Annotated in this window: 19 protein-coding genes; 13 read left to right on the top strand and 6 right to left on the bottom strand. The window is 62.8% G+C overall.

The genetic code is table 11. The features are described from left to right. Positions 1–20 precede the first annotated feature (20 nt). Positions 21–1,943, top strand: a complete 1,923-nt coding sequence (locus tag LOY22_RS18225; RefSeq protein WP_213603648.1) for an ATP-binding cassette domain-containing protein — start codon at positions 21–23, stop codon at positions 1,941–1,943. A 45-nt stretch (positions 1,944–1,988) separates the two neighbouring features. On the opposite strand, the gene LOY22_RS18220 is transcribed toward LOY22_RS18225, so the two are convergent. After that, the gene (locus tag LOY22_RS18220) at positions 1,989–2,432 is read right to left on the bottom strand and encodes a universal stress protein (protein WP_045194918.1); all 444 of its coding nucleotides are present in this window, start codon (positions 2,430–2,432) and stop codon (positions 1,989–1,991) included. A gap of 109 nt (positions 2,433–2,541) precedes the next feature. On the opposite strand from LOY22_RS18220, the gene LOY22_RS18215 reads away from it, so the two are divergent. The 7 genes from LOY22_RS18215 (at position 2,542) to LOY22_RS18185 (ending at position 10,799) form a co-directional block, all read left to right on the top strand. Beyond that, a complete protein-coding gene (locus tag LOY22_RS18215; protein WP_045194916.1) occupies positions 2,542–2,979 on the top strand; it encodes a hypothetical protein in 438 nt (145 codons plus the stop codon). A gap of 480 nt (positions 2,980–3,459) precedes the next feature. Next, positions 3,460–5,607 (top strand): fatty acid oxidation complex subunit alpha FadB, encoded by a 2,148-nt coding sequence (gene fadB, locus LOY22_RS18210; protein WP_045194915.1) that lies wholly within the window; start codon positions 3,460–3,462, stop codon positions 5,605–5,607. Positions 5,608–5,638: 31 nt separating this feature from the next. Beyond that, positions 5,639–6,814 carry an acetyl-CoA C-acyltransferase FadA gene (fadA, locus tag LOY22_RS18205; protein ID WP_045194913.1) on the top strand — a complete coding sequence of 392 codons (1,176 nt, stop codon included), beginning with the start codon at positions 5,639–5,641 and terminating at the stop codon, positions 6,812–6,814. A 79-nt stretch (positions 6,815–6,893) separates the two neighbouring features. Continuing rightward, a complete protein-coding gene (locus tag LOY22_RS18200) occupies positions 6,894–7,145 on the top strand; it encodes a DUF1653 domain-containing protein (protein ID WP_045194911.1) in 252 nt (83 codons plus the stop codon). A 100-nt stretch (positions 7,146–7,245) separates the two neighbouring features. Further along, the gene (gene topA, locus LOY22_RS18195) at positions 7,246–9,858 is read left to right on the top strand and encodes a type I DNA topoisomerase (RefSeq protein ID WP_010226976.1); all 2,613 of its coding nucleotides are present in this window, start codon (positions 7,246–7,248) and stop codon (positions 9,856–9,858) included. A 135-nt stretch (positions 9,859–9,993) separates the two neighbouring features. Beyond that, positions 9,994–10,515 (top strand): DUF6586 family protein, encoded by a 522-nt coding sequence (locus tag LOY22_RS18190; protein WP_045194909.1) that lies wholly within the window; start codon positions 9,994–9,996, stop codon positions 10,513–10,515. Between the two features lie 50 nt (positions 10,516–10,565). Further along, on the top strand, positions 10,566–10,799 hold the full coding sequence (locus LOY22_RS18185; protein ID WP_045194907.1) for a hypothetical protein: 234 nt from the start codon (positions 10,566–10,568) through the stop codon (positions 10,797–10,799). Positions 10,800–10,865: 66 nt separating this feature from the next. Here LOY22_RS18185 and sulA read toward each other — a convergent pair whose 3' ends face one another. Together sulA and lexA are read right to left on the bottom strand one after the other, a co-directional pair. Continuing rightward, complete coding sequence (sulA, locus tag LOY22_RS18180; RefSeq protein WP_045194905.1) at positions 10,866–11,360, bottom strand: SOS-induced cell division inhibitor SulA; 495 nt, start codon at positions 11,358–11,360, stop codon at positions 10,866–10,868. A 10-nt stretch (positions 11,361–11,370) separates the two neighbouring features. Next, complete coding sequence (gene lexA / locus LOY22_RS18175; RefSeq protein ID WP_045194902.1) at positions 11,371–11,979, bottom strand: transcriptional repressor LexA; 609 nt, start codon at positions 11,977–11,979, stop codon at positions 11,371–11,373. 230 nt (positions 11,980–12,209) lie between these two features. Between lexA and LOY22_RS18170 the strand changes: the two genes are divergently transcribed. From LOY22_RS18170 to nagZ, 3 genes are read left to right on the top strand one after another with little or no spacing between them, the layout of a single operon-like run. Then, positions 12,210–12,923 carry a TetR/AcrR family transcriptional regulator gene (locus tag LOY22_RS18170; protein WP_045194900.1) on the top strand — a complete coding sequence of 238 codons (714 nt, stop codon included), beginning with the start codon at positions 12,210–12,212 and terminating at the stop codon, positions 12,921–12,923. Between the two features lie 46 nt (positions 12,924–12,969). Further along, positions 12,970–13,494, top strand: coding sequence for a L,D-transpeptidase (locus LOY22_RS18165; RefSeq protein ID WP_258594348.1), 525 nt, complete (start codon positions 12,970–12,972; stop codon positions 13,492–13,494). 22 nt (positions 13,495–13,516) lie between these two features. After that, positions 13,517–14,515, top strand: a complete 999-nt coding sequence (gene nagZ, locus LOY22_RS18160; RefSeq protein WP_177329147.1) for a beta-N-acetylhexosaminidase — start codon at positions 13,517–13,519, stop codon at positions 14,513–14,515. Positions 14,516–14,605: 90 nt separating this feature from the next. On the opposite strand, the gene LOY22_RS18155 is transcribed toward nagZ, so the two are convergent. Genes LOY22_RS18155 through mfd form a run of 3 tightly spaced genes read right to left on the bottom strand, consistent with a single transcriptional unit; the run spans position 14,606 to position 20,946 of the window. After that, positions 14,606–16,921 carry a DEAD/DEAH box helicase gene (locus tag LOY22_RS18155; protein ID WP_258594347.1) on the bottom strand — a complete coding sequence of 772 codons (2,316 nt, stop codon included), beginning with the start codon at positions 16,919–16,921 and terminating at the stop codon, positions 14,606–14,608. A 4-nt stretch (positions 16,922–16,925) separates the two neighbouring features. Beyond that, a complete protein-coding gene (locus tag LOY22_RS18150) occupies positions 16,926–17,486 on the bottom strand; it encodes a peptidoglycan binding protein CsiV (protein WP_258594346.1) in 561 nt (186 codons plus the stop codon). Between the two features lie 10 nt (positions 17,487–17,496). Then, the gene (gene mfd, locus LOY22_RS18145) at positions 17,497–20,946 is read right to left on the bottom strand and encodes a transcription-repair coupling factor (protein WP_045194889.1); all 3,450 of its coding nucleotides are present in this window, start codon (positions 20,944–20,946) and stop codon (positions 17,497–17,499) included. A 169-nt stretch (positions 20,947–21,115) separates the two neighbouring features. Between mfd and LOY22_RS18140 the strand changes: the two genes are divergently transcribed. Both LOY22_RS18140 and LOY22_RS18135 read left to right on the top strand, forming a co-directional pair. Beyond that, positions 21,116–22,579 (top strand): glyceraldehyde-3-phosphate dehydrogenase, encoded by a 1,464-nt coding sequence (locus LOY22_RS18140; RefSeq protein ID WP_045194887.1) that lies wholly within the window; start codon positions 21,116–21,118, stop codon positions 22,577–22,579. Positions 22,580–22,652: 73 nt separating this feature from the next. Then, a complete protein-coding gene (locus LOY22_RS18135; RefSeq protein ID WP_258594343.1) occupies positions 22,653–23,651 on the top strand; it encodes an FAD:protein FMN transferase in 999 nt (332 codons plus the stop codon). The last annotated feature ends 13 nt before the right edge of the window (positions 23,652–23,664 follow it).

The raw sequence follows: 23,664 nt of genomic DNA, 5'->3' as shown, positions 1-23,664 counted from the left end.
CCCGGTTTTTGGAGAAGATCATGACCCTGCTCAAATTAAGCGATGTGTCCCTTGCGTTCGGCGCCACGCCGTTGTTGGACAAGGTGTCCTGGCAGATCGCCCGTGGTGAGCGGGTGTGCATCATCGGCCGCAACGGCACTGGCAAGTCGAGCATGCTGCGCCTGGTCAAGGGCGATCAGAAGCCTGATGAAGGCGACGTCTGGCGTGCCCCGGGCCTGAAGATCGGCGAGCTGCCGCAAGAGTTGCCGGTGGCTGACGGCCGTACCGTGTTCGACGTGGTAGCCGAAGGTCTCGATGGCGTCGGCGCCTTGCTGGCCGAATACCACCACCTGAGCCAGAACATCCATAGCGATGCCGACCTGGAAAAGCTCATGCATGTCCAGCACGACCTTGAGTCGCGCGATGGCTGGCGCCTGCAGCAACTGGTTGACAGCACCCTGAGCCGCCTGCAATTGCCGGCCGACAAGACCCTGGCCGAGCTCTCCGGTGGCTGGCGCCGCCGCGTGCTGCTGGCCCAGGCGCTGGTGTCCGAGCCTGACCTGCTGCTGCTCGACGAACCGACCAACCACCTGGACATCGGCGCCATTGCCTGGCTTGAAGATGCCCTCAGTGGTTTCGGCGGCGCCGTGCTGTTCATCACCCACGACCGTTCCTTCCTGCAGAACCTGGCCACGCGCATCCTCGAGCTGGACCGCGGCGGCCTGATCGACTGGAACGGCGACTACGCAAGCTTCCTGGTGCACAAGGAGGCGGCGCTGGCGGCCGAAGAAACCGCCAACGCCCTGTTCGACAAGAAGCTGGCCCAGGAAGAAGTGTGGATCCGCCAGGGCATCAAGGCCCGGCGTACCCGCAACGAAGGTCGCGTACGCGCCCTCAAGGCCCTGCGTGTTGAGCGCAGCGAACGCCGCGAGCGCCAGGGCAAGGCCAACATCATGCTTGATGTCGCGGAGAAATCCGGCAAGCAGGTGATGGTCCTGGAAAATGTCAGCTTCAGCCACCCCAACGGCCCGCAGCTGGTCAAGGACTTCTCCATGGTCCTGCAGCGCGAAGACCGCATCGGCCTGCTCGGCGCCAACGGCACCGGCAAGACTACGCTGCTCAAGCTGATGCTCGGCGATCTTGAGCCCACCAGCGGCAAGGTCGAGTCCGGCACCCGTCTGGAAGTGGCCTATTTCGACCAGCTGCGCCATCAGCTGGACCTGGAAAAGACCGTGATCGACAACCTCGCCGAAGGTCGCGATTTCATCGACATCGACGGCCAGAGCCGTCACGTGCTGAGCTACCTGGGCGACTTCCTGTTCAGCCCGCAGCGTGCCCGCACGCCGGTCAAGGCCTTGTCCGGTGGTGAGCGTGCGCGCCTGCTGCTGGCCAAACTGTTCAGCAAGCCGGCCAACCTGCTGGTGCTCGACGAACCGACCAACGACCTCGACGTCGAGACCCTCGAGCTGCTCGAAGAAGTGCTGTCGGCGTTCAAGGGCACCGTGCTGATGGTCAGCCACGACCGGGCCTTCCTCGATAACGTGGTCACCAGCACCCTGGTGTTCGAAGGCGAGGGCAAGGTGCGCGAATACGTCGGTGGCTACCAGGACTGGATCCGCCAGGGCGGTTCGCCGAAGCTGCTCGGCGTCACCGAAAGCAAGTCGGGCAAGTCCGAGCTCAACACGGCAGTGGTCGAGGCCGTGGCACCTGCGTCGGTAGCAGCACCAGCAGCGGTTGACGCGCCGAAGAAAAAGCTCAGCTACAAGCTGCAGCGCGAGCTCGAAGCCCTGCCGGGCCAGATCGACGCACTGGAGCAGAAGATGGCTGCGGTGCAGGAAGAAATTGCTGCCCCGGCCTTCTACCAGCGCCCGATCGAGCAGACCAGCGCCGTACTGGCAAGCCTGGAGAAGATGCAGGGCGAACTGGACGTGCTGGTCGAGCGCTGGGCTGAGCTCGACAGCTGAGGGGCAGGGCCCGGCGCTTGAAAGTGCGCCGGGTCCGCCAGAGGTTTACTCGGCTTTTTTCTGCAGGCGTACCGCCAGCACATCGCACGGTGCGCCATGCAGCACGTCATTGGCGGTCGAGCCCAGCAGCAGGGCCAGGCCGTGGCGGCCATGGCTGCCGACCACGATCAGGTCGCATTTCTGCTCCTTGGCCAACTGGTGGATTTCTTGGCGCGGCTGGCCGTAGGTCAGGTGCGAATCGCCGCGGTTGATGTCGGGGTACTTGTTGTACAGGCGCTCCATGCGCTCCTTGGCCTGGTCGAACTGCTGCTGTTGCAGCTGCGACAGGTCCATCGGCACGTCGCCGCCAAAGGCCATGGCCATGGGTTCGACGATATGCACCAGGGAAACCTTGGCGCGGGTAGGTTCAGCCAGCTTCATGGCGCGCTTGATGACCGGGTCGCATTCTTCGGTCAGGTCGACGGCAACCAGTATGTGTTCGTAGGGCATGAGAAGCTCTCCTGACAGTCGCGATAGTTAAAGTATGGTCGGTTTCAGGCTGATCGCTTCGAACCACGGCTAACCAGCTCATTTGCAAAGCTTTATGGGAACAACAGATATGACGGTCTGGGTAGTGGTGTCAATCCTTGCGCTGATTCTCAGCCCTTTGGCCTGGTTGCGTCCTTCACGCAAGCAGAGCGGCCAGATGGCCTTGCGCATGGAAGCCCGGCGCATGGGCCTGGCCATGCAACTGGCGCCCCAGGAGTGGCCACACTGGCTGCCCAAAGAGCCGCCAAGCCCCTGTGCCCAGTACCTGCGACCGCGGCGCCCGGGCCGCAGCGACAGCTGGAGCTATTGGCAGACCACCCCTGGGGTATGGCTCAACCAGTGGCGCGAGCCGTGCACCGATGCCGTGCATGCCGGTCAATTGGCACGCTTGCCAGAAAGCGTCTACAAGGTCGAGGCGGGTCCGCAGATGGTTGCCCTGTACTGGGGAGAGCGCGGTGAAACGGCTGTATTGCAGGATATTGCCGAGGTCCTCAAGGCGCTGGCCTGATCATCATCAATAAAAAGCCCGATTCACAGATCGGGCGGACAGGCCAGGCAGGCCGGCTTAAGGTTCAATCTCTCCCAGTGTAGCCATCTCGCGGCTATCTGCTGCAAATCCCAACTTTTTCCGTGTTGATCAATAGTAACGGCGTGTAAGCCGTTGAACACTATCGCGCCAGTGAATGGCTCAGCATCACCGCCACGGCGGTTTACCCGCGCTCAGCAGAAAATGACCGGAAAGTCGCGTTTTGCCGCTGCTTTTGGGTATTTGACAACGGCGATCTTTTCGTTGAATGTGTGCATACCCAAATCAAACGGGCGTATGAATTGAGCGTTTGTATTGTCAGACGGCTCTTACAGAATCCCGACTATCGCGCTGGCGGGTGTGCCTGGCGCAAGGGTTCGGCAACAACGGCCATTGGCCGGCCGGGCCTTTCACCAGCGATCGGCGTGTACAGTTCAGCTTCCATATCGTGGAGATCAGTTGATGATTTACGAAGGTAAAGCCATCACGGTTAAGGCTCTTGAAAGCGGCATCGTCGAACTGAAGTTCGACCTCAAGGGTGAGTCCGTCAACAAGTTCAACCGTCTTACCCTGAACGAATTGCGTCAGGCCGTAGACACCATCAAAGCCGACGCATCGATCAAGGGCGTGATTGTCAGCAGTGGCAAGGACGTGTTCATCGTCGGCGCGGACATCACCGAGTTTGTCGACAACTTCAAGCTGCCCGAGGCCGAACTGGTCGCCGGCAACCTGGAAGCCAACCGGATTTTCAGCGATTTCGAAGACCTGGCCGTGCCGACCGTTGCCGCGATCAATGGCATCGCCCTGGGCGGCGGCCTGGAAATGTGCCTGGCGGCGGACTACCGCGTCATGGCCAGCAGCGCCAAGATCGGCCTGCCGGAAGTCAAACTGGGCATCTACCCGGGCTTCGGCGGTACCGTGCGCCTGCCGCGCATCATCGGTGCCGACAACGCCATCGAGTGGATTGCCGCCGGCAAGGAAAACCGTGCTGAAGACGCGCTGAAGGTCGGCGCCGTCGATGCTGTGGTGGTTCCTGAGCTGCTGCAGGCTGCGGCCCTGGACCTGATCAAGCGCGCCATCAGCGGCGAGCTCGACCACAAGGCCAAGCGCCAGCCGAAACTGGAAAAACTCAAGCTCAACGCCATCGAGCAGATGATGTCGTTCGAAACCGCCAAGGGTTTCGTCGCCGGTCAAGCTGGCCCGAACTATCCGGCGCCGGTCGAAGCGATCAAGAGCATCCAGAAGGCCGCCAACTTCGGTCGTGACAAGGCCCTGGAAGTCGAAGCCGCAGGTTTCGTCAAACTGGCCAAGACCTCGGTCGCCGAGAGCCTGATCGGCCTGTTCCTCAACGACCAGGAGCTCAAGCGCAAAGCCAAGGCCCACGACGAAATCGCTCACGACGTGAAGCAGGCCGCCGTACTCGGCGCCGGCATCATGGGCGGCGGCATCGCCTACCAGTCGGCGGTCAAGGGCACCCCGATCCTGATGAAGGACATCAACGAAGCCGCCATCCAGCTGGGCTTGAACGAAGCCTCCAAGCTGCTCGGCAAGCGCGTTGAAAAAGGCCGCCTGACCCCGGCGAAAATGGCCGAAGCGCTGAACGCGATTCGCCCGACCCTGTCCTACGGCGACTTCGGCAACGTCGACATCGTCGTCGAAGCCGTGGTCGAGAACCCCAAGGTCAAGCAGGCCGTACTGGCTGAAGTGGAAGGCCAGGTCAAGGAAGACGCGATCCTTGCGTCCAACACCTCGACCATCTCCATCAACCTGCTGGCCAAGGCCCTCAAGCGTCCGGAAAACTTCGTCGGCATGCACTTCTTCAACCCGGTGCACATGATGCCGCTGGTCGAAGTCATCCGTGGCGAGAAGTCCAGCGAAGTGGCCGTCGCCACCACCGTGGCCTACGCCAAGAAGATGGGCAAGAACCCGATCGTGGTCAACGACTGCCCGGGCTTCTTGGTCAACCGTGTACTGTTCCCGTACTTTGGCGGCTTCGCCAAGCTGGTCAGCGCCGGTGTCGACTTCGTGCGCATCGACAAGATCATGGAAAAATTCGGCTGGCCGATGGGCCCGGCCTACCTGATGGACGTGGTCGGCATCGACACCGGCCACCACGGCCGTGACGTCATGGCCGAGGGCTTCCCGGACCGCATGAAGGACGACCGTCGTTCGGCCGTCGATGTGCTCTACGAAGCCAAGCGCCTGGGTCAGAAGAACGGCAAGGGCTTCTACGCCTACGAGACCGACAAGCGCGGCAAGCCGAAGAAGGTCGCTGACGCGGCAGTCCTCGAAGTGCTCAAGCCGATCGTCTACGAGCAGCGTGAAGTCAGCGACGAAGACATCATCAACTGGATGATGATCCCGCTGTGCCTGGAAACCGTTCGCTGCCTGGAAGACGGCATCGTCGACACCGCGGCCGAGGCCGACATGGGCCTGGTCTACGGTATCGGTTTCCCTCCCTTCCGTGGCGGCGCGCTGCGTTACATCGACTCGATCGGTGTAGCCGAATTCGTTGCCCTGGCCGACAAGTACGCCGATCTGGGTCCGCTGTATCACCCCACCGCGAAGCTGCGTGAAATGGCCAAGAACGGCCAGAGCTTCTTCGGTTAAGCGCCCAACGATATAGAGCGAGAGTGAATATATGAGCCTGAATCCAAGAGACGTGGTGATTGTCGACTTCGGTCGCACCCCGATGGGCCGCTCCAAGGGTGGCATGCATCGCAATACCCGCGCCGAAGACATGTCCGCGCACCTGATCAGCAAGGTGCTGGAGCGCAACACCAAGGTCGATCCGAGCGAAGTCGAAGACGTCATCTGGGGCTGCGTCAACCAGACCCTGGAGCAGGGCTGGAACATCGCCCGCATGGCCTCCCTGATGACCCAGATCCCGCACACCGCTGCCGGCCAGACCGTCAGCCGCCTGTGCGGCTCGTCGATGAGCGCGCTGCACACCGCCGCCCAGGCGATCATGACCGGCAACGGTGATGTCTTCGTCGTCGGTGGTGTCGAGCACATGGGCCACGTCAGCATGATGCACGGCGTCGACCCGAACCCGCACATGTCGCTGTACGCCGCCAAGGCCTCGGGCATGATGGGCCTGACCGCCGAAATGCTCGGCAAGATGCACGGCATCAGCCGTGAGCAGCAGGACCTGTTTGGCCTGCGTTCGCACCAGCTCGCCCACAAGGCGACGGTCGAAGGCAAGTTCAAGGATGAGATCATCCCGATGCAGGGCTACGACGAGAACGGCTTCCTCAAGGTCTTCGACTACGACGAAACCATTCGCCCGGACACCACCCTGGAAAGCCTGGCGGCCCTCAAGCCGGCTTTCAACCCCAAAGGTGGTACCGTGACTGCCGGTACTTCGTCGCAGATCACCGACGGTGCCTCGTGCATGATCGTCATGTCGGCCCAGCGTGCCCAGGACCTCGGTATCCAGCCTCTGGCGGTGATCCGTTCCATGGCCGTGGCCGGTGTCGACCCGGCAATCATGGGCTACGGTCCGGTTCCGGCAACCCAGAAAGCGCTCAAGCGCGCGGGCCTGTCGATCGCCGATATCGACTTCTTCGAGCTCAACGAAGCCTTCGCCGCACAGGCCCTGCCAGTGCTGAAGGATCTGAAAGTGCTCGACAAGATGGATGAGAAGGTTAACCTGCACGGCGGCGCCATCGCCCTGGGCCATCCTTTCGGTTGCTCCGGTGCGCGGATTTCCGGCACTCTGCTCAACGTCATGAAGCAGAATGGCGGGACCTTCGGCGTTTCGACCATGTGCGTCGGCCTGGGCCAAGGCATCACCACCGTCTTCGAACGCGTTTAACGCTTCGCTGGACGGAAACCGGGGCCTGGTGCCCCGGTTTTTGTTTTTGCAGCAAATTTTTTTCAAGAGGGTGAGCAACATGCAGATACAACCAGGCGTATACCGGCATTACAAGGGGCCTGAGTATCGTGTGTTCGGCACCGCGCGCCATTCCGAAACCGAGGAGTGGGTGGTGTTCTACCAAGCCCTGTACGGCGAATTCGGCCTGTGGGTGCGACCGCTTTCGATGTTTCTGGAGTCGGTCGAGGTTGACGGCGAGCAAGTGCCGCGCTTTGCTTTGGTCAAGGCTGAAACCGAGCTGTTTTCCCGCTCCGATGCCGAGGGTGGCTAAAGCCCCGCGCTTGACCTCACTCTGTTGCCACTATATATAGCGGTGCCGCGTCAGGTACCTGCCGTGTTTTTATTTTCAGTATTCAGGAATTTTCCGATCCATGGGCAAATCGCTGGTCATTGTGGAATCCCCGGCTAAGGCCAAGACCATCAACAAGTACCTGGGCAGCCAGTACGTGGTGAAGTCGAGTATCGGCCATATCCGAGACCTGCCCACCAGCGGTTCGGCCAGCGCCAGCAAGGAGCCTGCCGCCAAGCGCGGCAAGGCCGCTGCGGGCGAAGCGCCGGCCCTGTCGCCGAAAGAGAAGGCGCGCAAGCAGCTGGTTGCGCGCATGGGCGTCGACCCTGACCACGGCTGGAAGGCCAAGTACGAGATTCTCCCGGGCAAGGAGAAGGTCATCGACGAGCTGCGTCGCCTGGCCAAAGATGCCGACACCATCTATCTCGCAACCGACTTGGATCGCGAGGGGGAAGCCATCGCCTGGCACCTGCGCGAAGCCATCGGTGGGGACGACAGCCGCTACAAGCGCGTGGTGTTCAACGAAATCACCAAGAAAGCCATCCAGGAGGCGTTCTCGCAGCCTGGCGAGCTGGATATCGACCGGGTCAACGCCCAGCAGGCGCGGCGCTTCCTCGACCGCGTGGTGGGCTACATGGTTTCGCCACTGCTGTGGGCCAAGATCGCCCGCGGCCTGTCTGCCGGCCGGGTGCAATCGGTGGCGGTGAAGCTGGTGGTCGAGCGTGAGCGCGAAATCCGCGCCTTCATCCCTGAAGAATATTGGGAAGTGCACGCCGACCTGGGTACCGCCAAGGACGCCAAGGTGCGCTTCGAAGTGGCCCGCGAGAACGGCGAAGCCTTCAAGCCGCTGAACGAAGCCCAGGCCATGGCAGCGCTTGCGCAGCTCAAGTCGTCCAGCTACACCGTGGCCAAGCGTGAAGACCGCCCGACCAGCAGCAAGCCGTCGGCGCCGTTCATCACCTCGACCCTGCAGCAGGCCGCGAGCAACCGCCTGGGCTTCGGCGTGAAGAAAACCATGATGATGGCCCAGCGTCTGTACGAAGCCGGCTACATCACCTACATGCGTACCGACTCGACCAACCTTTCGGTCGATGCGGTGGAAATGGCCCGCAGCTACATCGAAAGCGAGTTCGGCAAGAAGTACCTGCCCGAAGCGCCGATCGTCTACGGCAGCAAAGAGGGTGCCCAGGAGGCGCACGAAGCGATTCGTCCGTCCGACGTTAACACCCATCCGACCAAGCTCAGCGGCATGGAGCGTGACGCCGAGCGTCTGTACGAGCTGATCTGGCGCCAGTTCCTGGCCTGCCAGATGCCGCCTGCGCAGTACCTGTCGACCACCGTCAGCGTCACCGCCGGCAACTTCGAACTGCGCGCCAAGGGCCGTATCCTCAAGTTCGACGGCTACACCCGGGTACTGCCGCAGCAGAGCAAGCCGGGCGATGACGATGTGCTGCCGGAAATGAACCAGGGCGAAGTGCTCAAGCTGATCCAGCTCGACCCGAGCCAGCACTTCACCAAGCCGCCGGCGCGCTACTCCGAAGCCAGCCTGGTCAAGGAGATGGAAAAACGCGGCATCGGTCGTCCTTCGACCTACGCGGCGATCATCTCGACCATCCAGGATCGCGGTTACGTGACCCTGCACAACCGCCGCTTCTACTCCGAGAAGATGGGCGACATCGTCACCGAGCGCCTGTCCGAGAGCTTCTCCAACCTCATGGACTACGGCTTTACCGCCGGCATGGAAGAGAACCTCGATGACGTGGCCCAGGGCGAGCGCGACTGGAAAAACGTGCTCGACGAGTTCTACGGCGACTTCAGCAACAAGCTCAAGCTGGCCGAGGACGGCGAGAAGGGCATGCGTGCCAACCAGCCGACCCTGACCAACATTGCCTGCAAGGAATGTGGCCGGCCAATGATGATCCGCACCGCCTCCACCGGCGTGTTCCTCGGCTGCTCGGGCTACAGCCTGCCACCGAAAGAGCGCTGCAAGGCCACCGTCAACCTGGTCCCTGGCGATGAGATCGCCGCCGATGACGAGGGTGAATCGGAGTCGCGCGTGCTGCTCAACAAGCACCGCTGCCCGATCTGCTCGACTGCCATGGATGCCTACCTGCTCGATGAGAAGCGCAAGCTGCACATCTGCGGTAACAACCCGGATTGCACCGGCTACGAAATCGAAGAAGGCAACTACCGCATCAAGGGCTACGAAGGGCCGAGCCTTGAGTGCGACAAGTGCGGCAGCGAGATGCAGCTCAAGACCGGCCGTTTCGGCAAGTTCTTCGGTTGCACCAACGCCGAATGCAAGAACACCCGCAAGCTGCTCAAGAGCGGCGAGGCGGCGCCGCCGAAGATGGACGCGGTGAAGATGCCGGAGCTCAAGTGCGAGAAGGTCAACGACACCTACGTGCTGCGTGACGGCGCTTCGGGGTTGTTCCTGGCTGCCAGCCAGTTCCCGAAAAACCGCGAGACCCGCGCACCGCTGGTGATCGAAATCATCCCGCACAAGGACGAGATCGATCCGAAGTACCACTTCCTCTGCGAAGCGCCGAAGAAGGACCCGGACGGTCGCCCGGCAGTCATTCGCTACAGCCGCAAGACCAAGGAGCAGTACGTGCAGACCGAGGTTGACGGCAAGCCGACTGGCTGGCGTGCGTTCTACGACGGCAATGCCTGGAAGGTCGAAGACAAGCGCTGATCGCCAGGTCAGGTAAAAATCGCGGGGCAAGCCCGCTCCTACAGTCTGTAGGAGCGGGCTTGCCCCGCGATGCTTTTCAGGCCTGCACTAGTGTAGATTGATAGACCGCCTTGCAGCCTTTCGGAGGGCACCCAGATGGCCCAGGAACTCTACACCCGCACCAACCAGAAGATTTACTTCGCAGGCCTGGCCCTCGAAGCCCTTGGCAAGGCGCAGGAGAGCCGGGCCATGAACGCCCAGGCGCTGATCCAGGCCGAGCGCGAATCGGCGCTGTTCCACCTGTACGGCGCGTTGCTGGGCTTGTGTCACGAGATTGCCGGGTTCTATCGTTTGCCCCAGGCCGGCGCACCCCGCGCCGAGCTGCTGCTGACCCGCGAAGTGCTTGAGGCCATTGCCATTCCAGAGATGGCCGAACTGGTCGAACTGGCTGAGCAGCGCGAAACCTGGCTGGCGCAACTGCTTGACGCTTATGCCGATTTGTTCCGACCGCCGGTCGCGAAAAAAGCAGCAAAAACCGACGTCACCCAGCCGCTGATCCAGGCGGTGAGCCTCGACGAACCCGAGGCGCCAGCGCTGTCGCGCGAAGAGCTGGAAAGCTGGCGGCAAAATCTCAAGCGCCTTACGGTTCGTTTTCGCGAGGGTTTGAGTGAGTGCTGATTGGGGCAACGGCTGGTACAATGCCGGCCTTTCGTGGAGAACAGCCCCTTATGCCAACGTCCTTTCTAGAAATTGTCGAGTTGCCTGATGGCCGGATCGAGCTGCGCCGTGCCGAGGACGAGGGTTCGTTGGTAACCCTGGATTTCTCCGAGGACGCCAAAGCCTTTTTGCAGGGTCAACACGTCGAAGTGGCCAAGGCCATGCTCAGTGTTGGCGTGCAGATGGCTGGCAAGCTGGTGGAAGGCGAGATCGAGCGTGACGACGGGCCGCGGGTTCTGCACTGATCGCCTGCATGGCTTCCTCGTCCTGAGGAAGCCTGGCGAAATCAACATTTGAAACAGACCTGAATATCAGCCGAGGCGGATGTTCAGGCTTTGTGCGTCTCCTGCACGGGCGGCATTGCTCAGTTGCTGACGGGCGCTGCTGCTGACGGTATTGAGCCAGCTGACCACAGTGTGGCTGCGGCCCAGGCGCAGGGCTTCGCAGGCCAGTTGCAAGGCGCTCTGGTTGCCGCGCGGTTGCAGCAGCAGGATGCGCTCGCGGTTCAGCCCGGCCTCGCGCAGCCAGGCCTGGGTCAGGCTGGCGGGTGGAGCGATCAGGGTCAGCCAGCGGGCGTCATGTTCTTCGCTCAACTCGCTCAGTTCACGCAGCATCGGTGCCAGCAGGCTCTGGCAGCTACCCAGTGCGCCACGCAAGGACAGCTCGCTGAAAACCTGGGCCGCGCCGGGGTGGGGTGCAGGCCTGGTGTTTTTCAGTCCGGGCAGTACCGGCTGGGCCAGGAATGCTTCGAACAGTGGCAATTGTGCTTGCAGCGGTACGTTCTGTGACGCAGGGGGGAACTGCATGATGCCTCCTTTACCGGCGTATGACGCCGACACTCAAGCCCTCGATCACCAGTTCCTGGTCTTTCAGGTTGACTTCGATAGGGGCGAATTCGGGGTTCTCGGCAATCAGCCAGACCTTGCTGCCTTCGCGCTTGAAGCGCTTGACCGTGACTTCATCGCCGATGCGGGCGACGACGATCTGGCCGTTACGGGCTTCGCGGCAGGTGTGTACCGCCAGCAGGTCGCCGTCGACGATGCCGACATCCTTCATGCTCATGCCGTGAACGCGCAGCAGGTAGTCGGCACGCGGATGGAAGAACCCCGGGTTGATGTTGCAGGACTCCTCGATGTGTTGCTGGGCGAGGATCGGCGCACCGGCTGCTACCCGGCCGATGATCGGCAGGCCGCTGTCGTCGGGCTTGGCTTCGAAGCCTGGGATGCGAATGCCCCGTGACGCCCCGGGGGTCATTTCGATCGCACCCTTGCGGGCCAGGGCCTTGAGGTGCTCCTCGGCGGCGTTGGGCGATTTGAAGCCCAGCTCCTGGGCGATCTCTGCGCGGGTCGGCGGGAAGCCGTTGTCTTCCAGGCAGCGTTTGATAAAAGCCAGAATCTCAGCTTGGCGTGGCGTCAGTTTTAGCATGTCGATCGCTCTGTCTTTTTATACAGTGACTGGGATTATATACAGTGGGTGGCAAGCTGCAAGCGCCAAGCTTCAAGAAACGGCACAGGGGCGTTCTTGCCGCTTGCAGCTTGTGGCTTGCAGCTATGGTTTAATACGTGACCATATGGCCGCAAAACGGCTGTGCGGACTTGACAAATCACCACTTTGAAACGTATGTTTCAAACAAGTGTTTGTCAGGCGGAGAAGTCATGGCCCAGTCGGAAACCGTAGAGCGCATTCTCGATGCTGCCGAGCAGCTGTTCGCGGAAAAAGGTTTTGCCGAAACCTCATTACGGCTGATCACCAGCAAGGCCGGCGTCAACCTGGCGGCGGTGAACTACCATTTCGGTTCGAAGAAGGCCCTGATCCAGGCGGTTTTCTCGCGTTTCCTCGGGCCGTTCTGCGCAAGCCTTGAGCGCGAGCTGGAGCGTCGCCAGGCCCGCCCCGAGCAAAAGCCCACCCTTGAAGAGCTGTTGGAGATGCTGGTCGAACAGGCGCTTGTGGTACAGCCACGCAGCGGCAACGACCTGTCGATCTTCATGCGCCTGCTGGGCCTGGCTTTCAGCCAGAGCCAGGGTCACCTGCGCCGCTACCTTGAAGACATGTACGGCAAGGTATTCCGCCGCTACATGCTGCTGGTCAACGAAGCCGCGCCGCGCATTCCGCCAATCGAGCTGTTCTGGCGCGTGCACTTCATGCTCGGCGCTGCGGCGTTCAGCATGTCCGGGATCAAGGCCCTGCGCGCCATTGCTGAAACCGATTTCGGCATCAATACCTCGATCGAGCAGGTCATGCGCCTGATGGTGCCGTTCCTGGCCGCCGGCATGCGCGCCGACAGCGGCGTCACCGACGAGGCCATGGCTGCCGCGCAGCTGCGCCCGCGCAGCAAGTCCTCCAGCGCTCCGGTCGCCGCCAAGGCCTGATGCCACGGCTGGGCGCGGCGGGCCGCATCGGCTAAGCTAGCGCCCCATGGCCAGTCTCGATTTCCTGCATATTTCCCTCGCTGATCAATGCCTCTATGGGTTCGCCCAGGGGCAGTTGCGCCTGCGCCTCGAGATCTCCACTGCGCGCAATGGCGCGGGCGAGCTCAATGGTTCAGGTTGCACGCCGCGAGGGCGCCACCAGGTGCGTGCCAAGATCGGCGCCGGCCTGCCGCAAGGCGCGGTGCTGCGCGGGCGGCGCTGGACTGGCGAGACCTGGTCGGCCGAGCTGCATGAACAATTTCCCGGTCGCGACTGGATCCTTACGCGCATTCTCTGGCTCAGCGGTTGCGAGCCGGGCGTCAATCGCCTGGGGTCGGTCGACACCTTTCGTCGTTACATCTACCTGCATGGCACGCCCGATAGCGAACCTATGGGTGTGCCGTTGTCCCATGGCTGCGTGCGCTTGCGCAACGCCGACCTGCTGAGCCTGTTCGACCAGGTGCCGGTGCATTGCCCGGTGCAGATCGACGAAGCCGCGTGCCCCCTATGGGCTCACATCAGCGTCAACTGAAGGATCAATTATGAGTGCCAGCCTGCAAGGCTCCCTGATGGTCGACATCGCCGGTACCTGGCTGACCGCCGAGGACCGCCAGCTTTTGCGCCAGCCCGAAGTGGCCGGCCTGATCATCTTTGCCCGCAACATTGAAAGCCCGCGCCAGGTGCGTGAGCTGTGTGCCTCGATTCGCGCCATTCGCCCGGAGCTGATCCTGGCGGTGGACCAGGAGGGCGGTCGGGTCCAGCGCCTGCGCCAGGGCTTTGTGCGCCTGCCGGCGATGCGCGCGATTGCCGACAACGCCAACGCAGACTATTTGGCCGAACAGTGCGGTTGGCTGATGGCCACCGAGGTGCTGGCGGTGGGCCTGGACCTGAGCTTTGCGCCAGTGCTGGACCTCGATCACCAGCGCAGCGCGGTGGTCGGCAGCCGTGCCTTTGAAGGCGATCCACAGCGCGCCACGTTGCTTGCCGGTGCTTTTATCCGCGGCATGAACGCTGCGGGCATGGCCGCTTGCGGCAAGCATTTCCCCGGTCATGGCTGGGCCGAGGCCGATTCCCATGTGGCGATCCCTACCGACGAGCGCAGCCTGGAGCAGATCCGCGCAGCCGACCTGGTGCCGTTCACCCGCTTGAGCGGGCAAATGGCGGCAGTAATGCCGGCCCACGTGATCTACCCGCAGGTCGACAACCAGCCGGCCGGTTTCTCCCGCCGCTGGTTGCAGGACATCCTGCGTGGCGAGCTGGGTTTCAACGGGGTGATCTTCAGTGATGACCTGTCCATGGCTGGCGCCCACGTGGTCGGCGATGCGGCCAGCCGCATCGAAGCGGCGCTGAGTGCCGGCTGCGACATGGGCCTGGTGTGCAATGACCGTGCGGCGGCGGAACTTGCCCTGAGCGCGGCCCAGCGCCTGAAGGTCAAGCCTTCGCCGCGGATTGCGCAGATGCGTGGGCAGGGCTTTGCCCGTACCGACTATCGCCAGCAGCCGCGCTGGCTGGAGGCCCTGGGGGCGCTCAAGGAAGCGCAACTGGTCGATTGATGGCAATCGCGGGTCAAGTCGGATCGCCGTACCGCCGCTCCCACAGGGTGGGAGCGGCGGTACGGCGATCCGACTTGACCCGCGATGAATTCAACCAGATCTTGTGCCGTGCCGCTTCCCCGGCAACGGCGCAAACAACGCATCGATATCCTCCGCCGCCAAACGCCAGTCCCCCGCCTGACGCCCATCCAGCACACCCGCCGCCAACGCCGATTTCTCCAGTTGCAACTGCTGGATCTTTTCTTCCACCGTGCCCCGGGTAATCAGCTTGTAGACGAACACCGGCTTCTCCTGGCCGATGCGATAGGCACGGTCGGTGGCCTGGTTTTCTGCGGCCGGGTTCCACCACGGATCGTAGTGGATCACGGTGTCCGCAGCGGTCAGGTTCAAGCCCACACCACCGGCCTTGAGGCTGATCAGGAAGATCTGCAATTGCCCGCTCTGGAAGTCCTGCACCGGCGAGCGGCGATCGCGGGTCTCGCCGGTCAGCAGGGCATAGGCGATACCGCGGTGCTGCAGTTCGGCCTCGATCAGCCGCAGCATGCTGGTGAACTGCGAGAACAGCAGGACGCGTCGCCCTTCGGCCAGCAGTTCTTCGAGCATTTCCATCAGGCTGGTGAGTTTGCCGGAGTGGGCGCCGCGCGCGGTCGAGGCTTCGCTGTTGATCAGGCGCAAATCGCAGCACACCTGGCGCAACTTGAGCAGTGCTTCGAGAATGATGATCTGGCTGCGCGCCACGCCCTTGCGGGTGATTTCGGCGCGCACTTTCTGGTCCATGGCCAGGCGCATGGTTTCGTACACGTCACGCTGGGCATCGCTTAGCTCGACCCAGTGGATCATTTCGGTCTTGGCCGGCAGTTCGGTGGCCACCTGCTCCTTGGTGCGCCTGAGCAGGAAGGGCTTGATTCGCGCATTCAGGTACTGCAGGCGTTCATCGTTGCCCTGGCGCTCTATCGGCACGCGGTAGTCGCGATTGAAGGCCTTGGCATCGCCCAGCCAGCCAGGTAGCAGGAAGTGAAACAGCGACCACAGCTCGCCCAGGTGGTTTTCCAGCGGCGTGCCGCTCAGGCACAGGCGCTGGCGTGCGTCGAGCTGGCGCGCCGCCTGGGCCGCCTTGCTGTTCGGGCTCTTGATGTACTGCGCTTCGTCGAGGATCAGCACATCCAGCATCAGGCCCTTGAAGTGCTCCAGGTCCTTGGGCAGCAGGGCGTAGGTGGTCAGCAGCAGGTCGTAGTCCTGCAGGTTGTCGAAATGCTTGCGCCGGCCAATGCCCTGCAGGGCCAGTACGCGCAAGCCAGGGGCGAAGCGCGCAGCTTCGTCCTGCCAGTTGGGGATCAGGCTGGTAGGCATCACCACCATCGCCGGGCGGGTCAGGCGTCCGGCGTTCTTTTCGCAGAGCAGGTGGGCGAGGGTCTGCAGGGTTTTGCCCAGGCCCATGTCGTCGGCGAGGATGCCGCCAACCTGCAGCTCGCGCAGGGCCTGCATCCAGCTCAGGCCTTCGAGCTGATAGGGGCGCAGGGTTGCGTTCAGGCCATCCGGGGTTTGTGCCGGCTGTAAGCGAATATCGCGCAGCCGTTCGCCCAGGCTGCGCACCTGTTCGCCACCTTGCCAGCTCAACGGCAGGTCTTCCAGGTCGTTGAGGCGGGTGGCGTCCAGGGTTGGCAGGCGCACGCTGGTTTCGCCGGGTTCGCGCAGGTAAAAGTCCCCCAGGGTGGCCAGCACCGGCTTGAGGCGGCCGTAGGGCAAGGCCACTTGCAGATTGCGCCGTGCTTCACCGGCGGGGGCGGGGATCTGCACCAGCAACTGCTCGTCATCGCGGCGTTTGTATAGCTGCGCCGGGTTGAGCAGCTCCGGGTGGCTGCGTAGCACATTGAGCAGAATCGGCAGCAGGCTCAGGCGCTGGCCATTGACCTCGATGCCCAGCTCCAGGTCGAACCAGTCGCGGCCGCTGGCTTCGTCGATGTGCGCATACCAGTCGTCAACCTCGGCGAGGTTGAAGGCGAAGTCCTCGGTGTACTCGATCTCCCAGCCTTGCTCGCGCAGGCTGGGCAGATCGTTGAGCATGAAACGCAGCCAGGCCGCTTCGGAAGCCAGCTCCAGCAGGTCGCCGGCACTCTCCGGCAAGGCTTTGCTTTGCCGGGTGGCGACCTTGAAGCCCAGGCGTTGAAGGGTTTGGCGGATCTGACTTTCGGCTTCGGCGTGGCGCTGTATGCGCTGGCTGCTGACGTCCAGGCGGCCGGCTTCCTTGCCTTGCCTGCCGCTGGCACGAATGCCGTCATAGTTGAACGACAGCGCCGCCCGGTGCTGGTGCTGGCGCTGCATCCGGCCGGTTTGCGGCACGTAGGCGCTGAACTCGTGGCTGCCCAGGATCAGGTGAGGTGTGGGGGCAAGACCATCGTTAGGCATCGGGTTACTGCTCCATCATCTCCGCAGGCGCAGCGGGGGCGCTGACTGGGCGGTGGGTAGTAACTTTCAGCAGCACGGCCAGGTGTCCGCCATCGAAGAAGGTCAACTCGCCATTTTTCATGTTGCTGTTGCTCTGCTTGAATGCTTCGCTCTGCAGCACGCTGCCGTTGCCGTCGAACTGGTTGACCCAGAAGTTGGCTTCTGCGGCGATGAAGCGCTCTTCCTTGATGCTCAGGTTGCCGGCGATGGGGAACTGGCCGAAGTGTTCTTCGCCGTCGCTGATCGCCACTGTGCCTGCGTCCTGTTTCCAGGCCTTGTGCAGCAGCACGGTGTACTGCGGGTCGGCGGCAAGCTTGGCCGCTTCGTCATTGAGCGCCGGTTGGCGCAGGTCACCTTCCTGGATGGCCTGGGCGCCGTTGCGCCAGTCTTCCGGAGCCGACTTGATGGTGATCGCCGGCACGGCGTTTTGCCGTACCAGGATCATTTCGACCTGAAAAGTGCCATCGGCAAAGGCTGCCGGGGCGATCAGCGCCAGCAGCAGGGTCAGGCTACGCATTACACGCATGGAACTTCCTTCACGCAGATTGTGGGGTCAGGCGCTCGAACAGCGCCTCAAGGTTGTTGAAGCGTTCTTCCGGACGCTCCATCGGCACCAGGAATTTGAACTGGGTGGCGCCTTCGAACTTGTAGCGTTTTGGCTGGCTCTGGATCAGCTTGATCAGCACCAGCGGATCGACCGGGGTTTCCGATTCGAACTCGATCTTGCCGCCATTGGGCCCGGCATCGACTTTCTTGATCCCGAGTTTTTCCGCCTGCAGCTTGAGCAGGGTCAGGCGCACCAGGTTCTTGGTCGGCTCCGGCAGCAGGCCGAAGCGGTCGATCATCTCCACTTGCAGGTCCTTGAGGCCGTCTTCATCCACCGCCGAGGCGATGCGCTTATAGAGGATCAGCCGCGCGTGGACATCCGGCAGGTAGTCCTCGGGAATCAGCGCCGGCAGGCGCAGGTTGATTTCCGGGCCGCCGCCCAGCGGCTGGTCGAGGTTCGGCTGGGCGCCCTTGCGGATGGCCTTGACCGCGCGCTCGAGCATTTCCATGTACAGGGTGAAGCCGACTGCCTGGATCTGCCCGCTCTGGCCTTCGCCGAGCAGCTCGCCGGCGCCGCGGATTTCCAGGTCGTTGGTAGCCAGGACGAAACCTGCGCCCAGGTCCTGGGTGTTGGCGATGGCTTCCAGGCGCTTCTCGGCGTCCGGAGTGATCTGCTGGCGCGGCGGGGTGAGCAGGTAGGCGTAGGCCTGGTGGTGGCTGCGCCCGACCCGGCCGCGCAACTGGTGCAACTGGGCCAGGCCGAACTTGTCGGCGCGCTCGATGATGATGGTGTTGGCGCTCGGCACGTCGATGCCGGTCTCGATGATGGTCGAGGCGATCAGCACGTTGAAGCGCTTGTGGTAGAAGTCGCTCATCACCTGTTCGAGTTCGCGTTCGCGCATCTGCCCGTGGCCGATGCCGATGCGGGCCTCCGGCACCAGTTCGGCGAGGTCGGCGGCGCATTTCTCGATGCTTTTCACATCGTTGTGCAGGTAGTACACCTGGCCACCGCGCAGCAGCTCACGCAGCAACGCCTCTTTGACCGTGCTCTTGTTCTGCTCCATGACAAAGGTGCGCACCGACAGCCGGCGTGCCGGCGGCGTGGCGATGATCGACAGGTCGCGCATGCCGGCCACGGCCATGTTCAGGGTGCGCGGGATTGGCGTGGCGGTCAGGGTGAGGATGTCCACCTCGCTGCGCAGGGCCTTGAGCTGTTCTTTCTGGCGCACACCGAAGCGGTGTTCTTCGTCGATGATCACCAGGCCCAGGTCTTTGATCTTGACGTCGTCCTGCAACAGCTTGTGGGTGCCAATGACGATGTCGATCTTGCCTTCGGCCAGGTCCGCCACCGCGGCAGCGACTTCCTTGGGCGACTTGAAGCGGCTCATCACTTCAACCGTTACCGGCCAGTCGGCAAAGCGGTCGCGAAAACTGTTGTAGTGCTGCTGGGCGAGCAGGGTGGTGGGCACCAGGATCGCCACCTGGCGACCGCCATGCACGGCAATGAAGGCTGCGCGCATGGCCACTTCGGTCTTGCCGAAGCCGACGTCGCCGCACACCAGGCGGTCCATCGGCTTGGCCGCGAGCATGTCCTCGCGCACCGCCTCGATAGCGCTCTGCTGGTCGGGGGTTTCCTCGAAGGGGAAGCCTGCGCTGAAGGTGGCGTAGTCCACCGACGGGTCGGCGAAGGCATAGCCCTTGCGCGCGGCGCGGCGGGCATAGATGTCGAGCAGTTCGGCGGCCACGTCGCGCACCTGTTCGGCAGCCTTGCGCTTGGCTTTCTGCCAGGCTTCGGAGCCGAGCCGGTGCAGCGGCGCCAGGGCGTCGTCGCTGCCGGTGTAGCGGGCGATCAGGTGCAGGTTGGCTACCGGCACATAGAGCTTGGCGCCCTCGGCGTATTCGAGGGTGAGGAACTCGGCGGCCTGGTTGTCGATTTCCAGGGTCGCCAGGCCCAGGTAGCGGCCCACGCCATGGTCGATATGCACCACCGGCGCGCCTTCGCGCAGCTCGGTGAGGTTTTTGATCACCGCATCGTTGTTGGCGTCGCTGCGCTTGTCGCGGCGCCGGCGCTGCATCACCCGCTGGCCGAACAGCGGGCTCTCGGCGACCAGGGCAATGGCCGGGTCGTCCAGCAGCAGGCCTTCGTCCAGCGGGGCGATGGTGATCGCCAGGCGCGCCTTGCCCGCGACGAAAGCGCTCCAGCTGTCGACGGTCTGCGGGCGCAGCTTCAGGCGTTCGAGCAGTTCCAGCAATACTTCGCGGCGCCCCGCCGATTCGGCAGTGAACAGCACGCGGCCAGGGAACGTCTCGAGAAACCCCGACAGCGCCGCCAATGGCTGGTTGGCCTTGGCTTCGATGGCAAGGTTGGGCAGGACCTGGGCCGGGAAGCGTTCGCGGCCGACCCCGCTGTCGAGGTCATCCTGGCTGACCACCACCCGCGGCCAGCTTTTGAGCCGGGCGAAGCAGTCTTCCACCGGCATGAACAGCTCGGCCGGCGGCAGCAGCGGCCGCGCCGGGTCGATGCGACGCTCCTCATAACGGTTGCGTACATCGCTCCAGAAGTGTTCGGCGGCCTGCTCGACACCGGGCAGGGAGAACACCTGGGTGTCCTGGGGCAGGTAGTCGAACAGGGTCGAGGTGTCGTCGAAGAACAGCGGCAGGTAGTACTCGATGCCGGCCGGAGTGATGCCGCTGGAAAGGTCCTGGAAGATCGGGCAGCGGCGAAAATCAACGTCGAAGCGCTCGCGAAAGCGCGCCTTGAAACGCGTCACCGCATCTTTTTGCAGCGGGAACTCGCGGGCCGGCAGCAGTCGCACCGACTCGACCTTGTCGATCGAGCGCTGGGTTTCCGGGTCGAAGGTGCGCAAGGTCTCGATTTCGTCATCGAACAGGTCGATGCGGTACGGCAGCTTGCTGCCCATCGGGAACAGGTCGATCAAGGCGCCGCGCACGGCAAATTCGCCGTGCTCGTAGACCGTGTCGACACAGCGGTAGCCGCTGGCTTCAAGACGCGTGCGCATCTGCTCGACATCGAGCTTCTGGCCGATGTCCAGCACCAGGCTGCTGCCGAGCAAGAAGCGCGTCGGCGCCAGGCGGTGCAGGGCGGTGGTGATCGGCACCACGAGAATGCCGTGATCGAGCTCCGGCAGCCGGTACAGGCTGGAGATGCGCTGGGAGATGATGTCCTGGTGCGGCGAGAACAGGTCGTAGGGCAGGGTTTCCCAGTCGGGGAACGGCAGCACCGGCAGCTCGGGCGCAAAAAAGCGCAGCTCCTGCTCGAGGCGGTCAGCGCTCTGGCTGTCGGCGGTCAGCAGCAGGGTGAAGCGTTTGGCGGCGCTGGCCGCTTCGGCAATGGCCAGGCTCAGGGCGGCGCCCGGCAGGTTGCCCCAGGTTTGTTTGCCGGCAGTGGCCGGCAGGTGCGGTAGACGCAGAACAGGCACGGGAGGTCGAGCTCCAAGCGTTGCGACAAAGACGCCAATTGTACCGGGCGCAGGCCCGCGCTGTCAGGTTTGTGCAGGCTAAAAGCATGTAGTGCGATGCTGGCGACAGGCGCTCATTGCCCGATGGGCTGCGGGGCGTCATAATGTAGCCCCTTTTTTCTGTCCCTACATGTGGAAGGTTCCCGTGACTCAGAAGCCCGACCAGTGTCTTGGTGAGTGGATTGATCGTGAAGCGCTTGCAGAAGCGATGATCCCGCTTATCGGTCAGCTCTACCGCAATAACAATGTGGTGAGCTCGATCTATGGCCGTAGCCTGATCAACCGCTCGGTGATCTCGATCCTCAAAGCACACCGCTTTGCCCGTCATCGCCAGACCGACGAAACCGAACTGTCTGTACACGAGACATTCCCGCTGCTCAAAGCCATGAGCGAGCTGAAACTGGGCGCCGCCTCGGTCGACCTGGGCAAGCTGGCCAACAAGTTCAAGCAAGAAGGCAACGGCCGTACTGCCGAGCAGTTCGTGCGTGAAGAAATGGCTGACGTGGTTGGCCAGCAAAACGCTTCGGCACGCAAAGGCACCGACGTCGTGCTGTACGGCTTCGGTCGTATCGGCCGCCTGCTGGCGCGCATCCTGATCGAGAAAACCGGTGGTGGCGACGGCCTGCGTCTGCGCGCCATCGTCGTGCGCAAAGGCGCCGAGAACGATCTGGTCAAGCGTGCCAGCCTGCTGCGTCGTGACTCGGTGCACGGCCCGTTCGATGGCACCATCACCATCGACGAAGCCAACAACACCATCACCGCCAACGGCAACCTGATCCAGGTTATCTACGCCAAGAACCCGAGCGAAGTCGACTACACCCAGTACGGCATCGAGAATGCCCTGATCGTCGACAACACCGGTGTATGGCGCGACGCCGACGGCCTGGGCCAGCACCTGGCCTGCCCGGGCGCGGCCCGCGTGATCCTCACCGCACCTGGCAAGGGCGCGCTGAAGAACATCGTGCACGGCATCAACCATGGCGAAATCAGCGCTGATGACAAGATCATCTCCGCGGCTTCCTGCACCACCAACGCCATCGTTCCTGTGCTCAAAGCGGTCAACGACAAGTTCGGTATCGTCAACGGCCACGTTGAAACCGTTCACTCGTTCACCAACGACCAGAACCTGATCGACAACTTCCACAAGGGCAGCCGTCGTGGCCGCGCCGCGCCGCTGAACATGGTTATCACCGAGACCGGTGCCGCCACTGCAGCCGCCAAGGCACTGCCAGTGCTCAAGGGCAAGCTGACCGGCAATGCGATCCGCGTACCAACGCCGAACGTGTCGATGGCCATCCTCAACCTGAACCTGGAAAAAGCCACCAATCGCGAAGAGATCAACGAGTACCTGCGCCAGATGGCCATGCACTCGGACCTGCACAAGCAGATCGACTACGTGAGCTCCCAGGAAGTGGTCTCCACCGACTTCGTCGGTTCGCGCCACGCCGGTGTGGTCGATGCCGAAGCCACCATCTGCAACGATAACCGTGTTGTCCTGTACGTCTGGTACGACAACGAATTTGGTTACAGCTGCCAGGTAGTGCGCGTGATGGAAGACATGGCTGGCGTCAATCCGCCTGCTTTCCCACGCTAAGCTTGGCTTGATCGTGAAAGACGGGAACCTCAGGGTTCCCGTTTTTTTTGCCTGAACTTTCCCAGGAGGCTGGATGCGCAAGGCAGTGTTGATCGGTGTGATGCTGGGCCTGGCCGGGTGCGGGCAAGGCAACACCCTGGAGCGCATCAGTGGCCCGACCATGGGCAGCAGCTACACCGTGCAGTATGTGCGTACGCCCCAGGGGCCGGCACCGGAGCTGGTCAAGCGCGAGGTCGAGCGGATTCTCGAGGGTGTCGACAGGCGTTTTTCCACCTACCGTAGTGATTCTTTGACCGAAGCTTTCAACAGGCTGCCGGCCAATAGCTGTCAGTCGATGCCGGCCGATGTACTGCAACTGGTGCGGGTCGGCGAGCAACTGGCGCAGCAAAGTGACGGCGCTTTTGACCTGACCGTGGAGCCCTTGCTCGACCTGTGGGGCTTTGGCCCGCAGTCGCGGATGGAAAAAGTACCGGATGCCCAGGCCCTGGCTGCCACTCGCCAGCGGGTCGGGCATGGGCATTTGCGCATAGTTGGCGAGCAGCTGTGCAAGGATGCGCCGGTGGAAGTGGACTTCAACAGCATCGCCGCCGGGCATGCGGTAGACCTGCTGGTGGAGCGGTTAAAAGCCCTGGGGGTCGCGGATTTGCTGGTCGAGGCGACAGGTGAACTCAAGGCGATCGGGCGCAAGGCCGACGGCAGCCCGTGGAAAGTGGCGCTGGAACTGCCCCGCGCTGACCGCCAGATAGCCCAGCAAGTGCTGGACGTGGACGGGTTTGGTGTATCGACCTCCGGTGACTATCGCAATTATTTCGAGGAGAATGGCCAGCGCTATTCACACACCTTCGATGCGCGCCAGGGAAAACCCGTGAAACACGAGCTGGCCTCGGTGACGGTGTTTGACCGCTCGACGCTGATGGCTGATGGTTATTCGACCTTGCTGCTGATTCTCGGGCCTGAGCGCGGCTGGGAGTTTGCCCTTCGGCACGGGATTGGCGCAGTGTTCGTGACCCGGGTTGCCGATGGTTTCGTCTCCCGCAGCACGCCGGCGTTTGCCCAGGTGCTGGTGAACTGACAATGAATACATG

Source organism: Pseudomonas sp. B21-035 (assembly GCF_024748945.1).
GTDB lineage: Bacteria > Pseudomonadota > Gammaproteobacteria > Pseudomonadales > Pseudomonadaceae > Aquipseudomonas.
Note: the sequence above shows the minus strand (reverse complement) of the source record. Positions and strands in the feature narration are given on the sequence as shown.